Raw genomic sequence first — 9,279 nt, forward strand, 5'->3', positions numbered from 1 at the left:
ATCGGAAAAAGACGGCGAATATTGGATGCTTACGATTGAATGGGTTGTCATGGTTTAAGTTTTGGTAGGTTCGAAATAGCAATGAACATCGTTCTTGGTTGATATATGAGGCAAACGCCGTTATAAGATTTATACTTAAAAGACGACAAAGTTCGAGATGATAAGCTGGGATGCCTACGGGTTTACTGGTTAATGATTTAATAAGCGTTTAGCTCAGTAAGCTAGTGGGGCTTGTTTATCTTGTAGTACTAGGGATTCTAGGAATATTAGAGATTATAGGAACACTAGGGATTCTAGGGATTCTAGAAATACTAATGGCTCTAGGAACACTAGGTATTCGTAGGAATTCTAGGAATACTAAAGGTTCTAGGAACACTAGTTTACCTAGCTATACTAGCCCAACTCGTTCATCAGCAGGTGCAACCATTAACACCCAATTTAGTTAACAGCATAATAGGCGCAGCCATTTTTTCACCTTTTCACCTTTTCACCCCTTCACCTTTTCACCCTTTCCCCTTTCCACCCTTTCACCTTTCCACCTTTCCACCTTTCCACCTTTCCACCTTTATAAGCTCTTTTACCCTTTCACCTTTTCACTTTTTCACCCTTTCACCTTTCCACCTTTTCACCTTTATAAGCCATTCTTTCCCCATCAAACATCAACTTCCAATCCCTCTTGGCCTAAGATTGTGTTTGGAAAGATGGCCCTAGCCTCGGCTAGCAAGACTTCTTCGGCCTCGTATCGGGCGCTGTAATGCCCCAAAACAAGCTTGCCCACACCTGCATCGCGTGCCACCTTAGCCGCCTCTTCGGCCGTGCTGTGGTAGTAAAGTCGTGCCCGCGAGGCCATCGAACTATCGTAAGTGGCCTCGTGATAAAGGGTGTTCACGCCTTGCACAGCCTTATGTAGCTGTGGCATGTAGCGCGTATCGCTGCAATAGGCGTATGCGCGGGCTGGGTCGGCGGGCGTAACCAGGCGCGCATTGGGCACGGTACGGCCCTCATCGTCTACCCAATCGGCACCCAACTTGATGTTGTTTATCTGACTAATGGGTATGCGATAGAAGTCTATCATGTCGCGACGGATGTGCGGCAACAACCTCTTCTCGCGGAAAAGAAAGCCACAACAGTCGATGCGATGTTCCAAAGGGATGCTCTCTACGGTAAGGCTCTTGTCTTCGTAAATCACTTGTTGCACCTTAGTGTCTACGGCATGGAACACCACTTCGAACTCGATGCCACTGCAAAAGAAATCTAGTTGCATGCGGAGCATCGGTCCGAGTTCGGCAGGAGCATACACATGCAGGGCCGCCGTACGTCCAAGTAGGCCGAAAGTAGAAATCATACCGATGAGCCCGAAACAGTGGTCGCCATGCAAATGCGAGATGAACACCGCCCCGATTTTAGTGAAACGTATGCGCGAACGGCGCAGTTGAACCTGCGTCCCCTCGCCGCAATCTATCATAAACAGCTTTCCACGGATGTCTACTACCTGCGATGTGGCGTTGTGTTTCAGTGTTGGCAACGCGCTGCCACATCCCAGGATATGCACTTTAAATGGTTCCAAGGGCGTATTACTTTTGTCGCGTGAAGGTGAAGATGCCGTGCGCGTTCTCCAAATAGAGCGAGTCGCCACCCAAGGCGTTCACGGTAAAGGTGTCTTTATTGAGCAAAAGTTGTCCGTTGAACACCTTCCACGATGTCCAAGGGTGTGCCTCTTCCTTCACAGCCGACAGCACCGTGCCGTCTTCCATCAGTTCGAATTGCTTATCAATGCTGCGCCATTTGCCCATCAGGGTGGTAAGATTAAGCACTTGATTGGCCTCGTATTCGCCGTCGGCGTTCTTATATCCCACCACTGCCAGCCTGTCGCCTGCGAGTAATCCGCCCTTAACGGCCGACTCGTCGTCGACATCGAAAAGATAATTAAGTGTGTCGCCCTGTACAGTAACCAATTCCAAGTTGTGCATGGCGGTGTTAACGCCACACACACCATAAACGGTGGTGTCGCCCTTACTTCCTTCTGTGGTTGCAACCGACTGCTTTCCGTCTCCTTTTTTCTTACCATCGCCGCATGCCACTATAAATAAAACGGCCATAACAGCAAACAATATGGTTGATATTCTCTTGTCCATACGCTATATATATTAATGTATTAGTATTTGAGTTCGTGAGTTTATGAGTTATTGAGTTGGTGAGCCTATAAGTTATTGAGTTTATAAGTTGGTGAGTTTATAAGTTGGTGAGTTGTTGAACTGGTGAGTTATTGAGCTTACAAGCTGGTGAATTTATAAGTTCGTGAGCATGTAAGCTGGTGAACACCTACGTTAATAAGCTTGCAGTTTGCAAATTGTATGCGATAAAACTCAAAAACTTAGAAACCTCAAAACTCAGGAACTCAAAAACTCAGGAACCCATCTCTCCCTCTTCCTTCTTAGCCTTATTCCACAGTTCGTCCATCTCTTCGAGCGTCATCTCCGTGAGCGGCTTGCCCTCCTTAATGGAATGCTGCTCCACATAGTTGAACCTTCGAATGAACTTCTGGTTGGTTTTTTCCAACGCGTTGTCGGGATTGAGGTGGTAAAGTCTTGCTGCGTTGATTACGCTAAACAAGAAATCGCCCAGCTCTTGGGTAGACTTCTCCTTGTCTTCGCGTTTCAGTTCGGTTTCCAATTCGTCCAATTCTTCACGCACTTTCGCCCAAACGTCGTTCTTTTCTTTCCAATCGAAACCCACGTTTCGGGCCTTATCCTGTATGCGATAGGCCTTAATGACACTCGGCAGCGCATCAGGCACCCCCGAAAGCACCGTCTCGTTGCCATCCTTCTCTTGCAGCTTTAGCTGTTCCCAGTTCTTCAACACCTGCTCTTCGTTGTCGGCTTGCACGTCGCCATAGATGTGCGGATGCCTGAAAATCAGCTTATCAGCCTCGCGATTGCACACGTCGGCAATGTCGAACTCGCCCTTCTCGCTGGCCAACAGCGCGTAGAATGCGGTGTGCATCAATACGTCGCCCAGTTCTTTGCAAACATTATTCATGTCGTTCTTGGCCAGTGCGTCGCACAGTTCGTATGTTTCTTCTATTGTATTCGGGCGCAGGCTCTCGAAGGTTTGTTTCTTATCCCACGGGCATTTCTCTCTCAAATCGTCCAGCACATCGAGCAATCGCCCAAAGGCCTCCATCTTTTCTTCTTTCGTATGCATACTATATGTTTGGTGTTGGCGTACGCCGCGTAGCCCAAAGGCAACATGGCGAATGCCGTTCTGTTGATGCAAAGATAATAAAAAATAAACTGTAACGTTGAATAAAAGTGCCACATTTCGGCATTTCACATTTTATTCGTACTTTTACACCATCAAAAACGCTAAGTAGAAGAATGAATTTTTACAATCGGGAAGAGGCTCGACAACGCATGAACGACTTGGCTGAGCAGGCCGTTCCTTTCCTTTTCATCATAGATTACGACTCTAAACGTGCCGTGGTGGAACCCGAAAACGGGGTGGATGCCAACGAGTTGAAGTATTGTTTCAACGGAAAAGGCAACGCCACACAGACCGCCTACCCCGCCAACAAGGACATCGAATGGGGCATTGAGCCACCCACAGAGGCCGAATATCAGCATGGTTTCAACATCGTTAGAAACGCCATGTTGGCTGGAAACAGCTATCTGGCCAACCTTACTTGCCGCATAGGACTGCGAACCAACCTCTCGTTGCTCGACCTTTACAATGCGGCCGAGGCGCGTTATCGGCTTTGGATGAAAGACAAGCTGGTGTGTTTCTCGCCCGAAACGTTCGTAAAGATTGCGCAGGGAGAAATCAGTTCGTACCCGATGAAAGGCACAGCAGAAGACGTTTCGCCATCGTCGGCCGAACAATTGCTGGCCAACGAGAAGGAGGCTGCCGAGCATGCCACCATCGTAGACCTTATTAGAAACGACCTAAGCATGGTTGCCTACGACGTACATGTGGAGCGTTACCGATACGTGGAGCGGCTGAACACCCACCGCGGACCGCTTTTGCAAACCAGTTCTGAAATAAGGGGGCGACTGATGCCCCACCTCATGCAACGTCCGGGCGACGTTATTTTTTCGCAATTGCCTGCTGGTTCGATAACGGGCGCACCCAAAAAGAAGACCATTGAGATAATTGCCGAGGCCGAAAACTACCACCGCGACTTCTATACAGGCGTGATGGGACGATGGGATAACGGCGAGTTGGATAGCGCGGTGATGATTAGGTTCATCGACCAATGCCACGGAAAGCTATTCTTTAAGGCTGGCGGTGGCATCACGGCCAAGAGCAATTGGAAGGACGAATACCACGAAGTGATTGAAAAAGTGTATGCACCAATTTGTAGAAACCATCAGGATTGAAGGCGGTAAAGCCATGAACCTGCCCTTGCACGAGGCGCGAATGAACGCCACACGTGCGCATTTTGCCCCACATGCCGCCCCCATTAGTCTGCAAAAGTGGCTCGACGATGCGCCAATAAGCGAAGAGCGCATCAAGGCGAGGGTGGTGTACGATGTTGATGGCGTATGCGAAACCACGTTCCAGACATACAAACGGCGCGAAATACAGTGGCTCCGCATGGTGGAAGACAACGACATCAGCTACACATTTAAAAGCGCCGACCGACACGAACTCGACCGACTGCTGGCTCTCCGCGATGGTTGCGACGAGGTGCTTATCGTTAAAAACGGACTGGTTACCGACACATCGTTTACCAACGTGGCCTTTTTCGATGGACATAAGTGGTTCACGCCTGCCCAACCGCTACTAAATGGTACCATGCGCCAATGGCTCTTGCTACATGGCAAGCTAACGGAAACACAGATTACACCCGCCTCTCTTGCCTCGTTCCAACGCATCATGCTCTTCAACGCCATGATTGGCGCACACGAATTGGAACTCCCCACCACACATATTATATAAAGAATAGCGCACCACTTCGTGGCGTTAATCCAATGTTTTTTAGTAAATTTGCACTCTCTACACACTAAGTGAGACTTTATAACAATAACACAGGATATGGAAATAGCAAGTAAGTATGACTCCAGAGAAGTGGAAACCAAATGGTATCAATATTGGCTAGACAACAAACTCTTTGCCAGTAAGCCCGACGGAAGGGTTCCCTACACCGTGGTTATCCCTCCGCCCAACGTAACGGGCGTGCTACACATGGGCCACATGCTTAACAATACGATACAAGACATCCTCGTTCGTCGCGCACGAATGGAGGGGAAGAACGCCTGTTGGGTGCCTGGAACCGACCACGCATCCATCGCTACTGAGGCAAAAGTGGTGGCCAAGCTAGCCGAAAAAGGCGTGAAGAAGACGGATTTAAGCCGCGATGAGTTCCTAAAACACGCGTGGGACTGGACACACGAACACGGCGGCATCATCCTTAAACAGCTTAGACGATTGGGCGCATCGTGCGATTGGGACCGGACTGCATTCACAATGGACGACGAACGCTCGGAAAGTGTCCTCAAAGTGTTCTGCGACCTCTACGAAAAAGGACTGATTTACCGCGGCGTTCGCATGGTTAACTGGGACCCGCAGGCGCAAACAGCACTCTCTGATGAGGAAGTGGTGTACAAAGAAGAGCACTCCAAGCTGTTCTACCTTAAATATATGGTGGTTGAAGAGCCTGGAAAATACGCCGTGGTAGCCACTACACGCCCCGAAACGATTATGGGCGACACCGCCATGTGCATCAATCCGAACGACCCGAAGAACACTTGGCTGAAAGGCAAGCATGTTATCGTGCCGCTGGTGGGCCGCGAAATACCCGTGATTGAAGACGACTACGTGGACATCGAGTTTGGTACGGGATGCTTGAAGGTAACTCCCGCACACGATATTAACGACCATAACCTGGGATTGAAACACGGATTGGACACCATCGACATCTTCAACGACAACGGAACGCTATCCGAGGCGGCCGGTTTGTATGTTGGCATGGACCGCATGGACGTGCGAAAGAAAATCGCCAGCGACCTAGAAGCGGCTGGTTTGATGGAAAAGACCGAGGACTACAACAATAAGGTGGGCTATTCTGAACGTACACACGTGCCCATCGAGCCAAAATTGTCTACCCAATGGTTCCTTAAAATGCAGCATTTTGCCGACTTGGCACTGCAACCTGTTATGGACGACGACATCGCTTTCTATCCGCAGAAGTACAAAAACACCTATCGCCACTGGCTAGAAAACATCAAAGATTGGTGCATTAGCCGTCAGTTGTGGTGGGGACATCGCATTCCGGCCTACTATTTCACGGCAAACGGAAAGCGCGAATGTGTTGTGGCACTCACTGCCGAAGAGGCGTTAGCAAAGGCCAAAGCCGTATGTGGCACCCTCACCGCTGCCGATTTGGAGCAAGATGAGGACTGTCTTGACACATGGTTCTCGTCGTGGCTGTGGCCCATCTCGGTGTTCAACGGCATCAACCAACCCGATAACGAGGAGATTAACTACTATTATCCCACGAGCGATCTTGTAACAGGACCCGACATTATCTTCTTCTGGGTGGCCCGAATGATTATGGCAGGGTACGAATATCGCGGAAAGATGCCCTTTAAGAATGTATATTTCACGGGTATCGTACGCGACAAGCTGGGACGTAAGATGTCGAAATCGCTCGGCAACTCGCCCGACCCCATCGAATTGATTGAACAATATGGTGCCGACGGTGTTCGTATGGGCATGATGCTTTCGGCGCCTGCGGGCAACGATATTCTTTTCGACGAGGCACTATGCGAACAAGGACGTAACTTCAACAACAAGATTTGGAACGCGTTCAGGCTCGTTAAGGGCTGGGAAGTTAGCGACCAACCGCAACCTGAGGCCAGCCGAATTGCCTGCCAATGGTTTGAGGCCAAACTCCGCCAAACCAACGAAGAGCTGAACGACTTGTTCTCGAAATATCGCATTTCGGAGGCACTCATGGCCGTATATCGACTTTTCTGGGACGAGTTTTCAAGCTGGTATCTCGAAATGGTGAAACCTGCATACGGCTCACCCATCGACGTCCACACCTACAACGCCACGTTGCGCTACTTCGAAACGCTGCTCAACATGCTGCACCCCTTCATGCCTTTCATTACCGAAGAGCTGTGGCAGCATATTGCCGAACGCAAAGAGGGCGAGTCGATTATGTGCCAATGCCTGAAAATAGACGCGCCCACAGAGGCCGACAACAAGCTGAATGCCAAGATGGAATTAGTCAAACAGATTATCAGTGGCGTGAGAACAATGCGTAGTCAAGAGCGATTGTCCCCAAAATACAAGTTCGACCTACGATACATGGGCAAAGAAAACATTTGGCAAGACTATGTAAGTCTAATTGAAAAGATGGCCAATGTAGGCTTTACAAGTGAGCGTCCTATAACAAATGGAACTTATACTTTCATGGTTGAGACCCACGAATTTGTTATACATGTTGGCAATCTAATTGACTTTGAAACAAAGATTAGTAAACTAGAGGCACAATTGGCGCACCTCGAAGATTTCCTTGCTGGCATCAAGAAGAAACTGTCTAACGAACGCTTTGTGGCTAACGCTCCTGAAGCCGTCGTTGCTTTGGAACGCAAGAAACAAAGCGACTCGGAAGAAAAGATTGCCGCGCTAAAAGCGTCTATCGAGGAATTGAAGGCAGATATAGAGAGATCTGGAAACTCCCCTTTACTGGATAATTTTGGTGCGTGAAATTATATAACATCCCTTTAAAGTCGGGGGCGGCGTAAAACAAACGCGCCATCACCCACCTACAAACGAAGTTCCTGAACCGCTCCGCACCATCGAACACGCCCTTGCAAGCGCAAAACTTGGCGATGCGGGCAAACCAATGGCAGCGAACGGTGCAGGAACTTCTCTCATTTAATCCCCAAACATCCCCCTTCATGCAAAAAAGACTCACCTCATTACTCATACTTTTGGCAACGCTCTTTATTGTGAGTTGCCACGAAGACGTGCCTGCGCCCTACCCCATCCCGCAAGGTTTGCCCGACAAAACCGTCTTTGTCTACATGCCGTGGAGTGCCTCCAGAAACAACACAACAGGTAGTTTGTACAACAATTTCCTGCAAAACATCAAGGATATAGAGGCAGCCATCGAGGCCGAAAAGGGATTGGGGCGTAACAAGCTGATGGTGTTCATCGCCACATCGGCCAACAGCGCGGTGCTGATGGAGGTGAAATGCGCACCCTATGGCACTTGCCGGCGAGACACGCTGCAACGTTACGACCAGCACAACATGCCTGCCTACACCACAACCAACGGCTTGGCCAGTATATTTAACGAAGTAAAAGCACAGGCCAAGGCCAAACAATACGCCCTCATTGTGGGCTGTCACGGCACGGGTTGGCTTTTCTCAGAGGGTAAGAGCAGGGCACGCACACGCTATTTCGGCGGAACCGACCATTATTTTCAAACCAACATCCCCACATTGGCTGCGGCCATAGAGCAGGCTAAGATGCCCATGCAGTTCGTTATGTTCGACGACTGCTACATGTCTAACATAGAAGTGGCCTACGAAATGCGCCACGCCACCAACTATCTTATTGGCTGTTGCAGCGAGATTATGGCTTACGGCATGCCCTATAAGAACATTTGGAAATACCTGATACAGCAAAACCCCAACTATCAGGCCGTAGTTAACGAGTTCCATCAGTTTTATTCTAACTATCAGTGGCCATACGGAAACATCGGCGTTACCGATTGTAGCAAAGTGGAAGAAGTGGTTGCGCACATGAAAACAATTAACGCTGCAACTGCGAAAAAAGCCAATCTCATTGATTGGGAAGACGTTCAGCGACTTGATGGCTACGAAAAGACCATCTTCTTTGATATGGGCGACTACGTAAACAAACTCTGCACTACGCCCGAAACACAGGCGTTGGCGCGCAACTTGCACACTGCACTTGCCCAGTTGGTGCCATATAAGTCTACAACGCCATATATTTACACAGCCCTTGAAGAGCTTAGCTACAACAGAATCCGCGTAAATGCGTATAGCGGAATAACCATCAGCGACCCCACACAGTCGGATTTTGAGAAGGCCTTAACCACTAAAAAGGCAACTGGGTGGTGGAAAGCGACACATTAATAAAAGGAAGTCGTCTTGACTTTTAATATTTCTACAAATTGAGAAGAGCCTGTTTTCTCTGCACTTTAAAATCAAAATAAACACCCCTTCATGTACGAAGTACCTGGACAAAGATATGATAAAACCTGAAATACGGCTCCATTTGTTTGTGGCAAAACGTGGT

At 48.9% G+C, this 9,279-nt stretch carries 7 protein-coding genes; 4 read left to right on the forward strand and 3 right to left on the reverse strand.

The window, feature by feature from the left end; all coding sequences use genetic code 11:
- Positions 1–652: 652 nt before the first annotated feature.
- The 3 genes from HMPREF2955_RS11795 to mazG form a co-directional block, all read right to left on the reverse strand.
- Complete coding sequence (locus HMPREF2955_RS11795; protein ID WP_070723666.1) at positions 653–1,567, reverse strand: ribonuclease Z; 915 nt, start codon at positions 1,565–1,567, stop codon at positions 653–655.
- Between the two features lie 7 nt (positions 1,568–1,574).
- Positions 1,575–2,135 carry a lipocalin-like domain-containing protein gene (locus HMPREF2955_RS11800; protein WP_070723667.1) on the reverse strand — a complete coding sequence of 187 codons (561 nt, stop codon included), beginning with the start codon at positions 2,133–2,135 and terminating at the stop codon, positions 1,575–1,577.
- 271 nt (positions 2,136–2,406) lie between these two features.
- Positions 2,407–3,204, reverse strand: a complete 798-nt coding sequence (gene mazG, locus HMPREF2955_RS11805) for a nucleoside triphosphate pyrophosphohydrolase (protein ID WP_070723704.1) — start codon at positions 3,202–3,204, stop codon at positions 2,407–2,409.
- Positions 3,205–3,377: 173 nt separating this feature from the next.
- On the opposite strand from mazG, the gene HMPREF2955_RS11810 reads away from it, so the two are divergent.
- From HMPREF2955_RS11810 to HMPREF2955_RS11825, 4 genes are all read left to right on the forward strand, one after another.
- Positions 3,378–4,376, forward strand: coding sequence for an aminodeoxychorismate synthase component I (locus HMPREF2955_RS11810; protein ID WP_070723668.1), 999 nt, complete (start codon positions 3,378–3,380; stop codon positions 4,374–4,376).
- Entirely contained in the window at positions 4,345–4,938 is a 594-nt protein-coding gene (locus tag HMPREF2955_RS11815) for an aminotransferase class IV (protein ID WP_070723669.1), read from the forward strand. The genes HMPREF2955_RS11810 and HMPREF2955_RS11815 overlap by 32 nt, the downstream gene beginning before the upstream one ends.
- 96 nt (positions 4,939–5,034) lie before the next feature.
- Positions 5,035–7,716, forward strand: a complete 2,682-nt coding sequence (locus HMPREF2955_RS11820; protein ID WP_070723670.1) for a valine--tRNA ligase — start codon at positions 5,035–5,037, stop codon at positions 7,714–7,716.
- 194 nt (positions 7,717–7,910) lie between these two features.
- Complete coding sequence (locus tag HMPREF2955_RS11825) at positions 7,911–9,116, forward strand: clostripain-related cysteine peptidase (protein WP_070723705.1); 1,206 nt, start codon at positions 7,911–7,913, stop codon at positions 9,114–9,116.
- Positions 9,117–9,279 lie beyond the last annotated feature (163 nt).

Origin of the sequence: Prevotella sp. HMSC073D09, assembly GCF_001814145.1 — a bacterium.
GTDB classification, from domain to species: Bacteria; Bacteroidota; Bacteroidia; order Bacteroidales; family Bacteroidaceae; genus Prevotella; species Prevotella conceptionensis.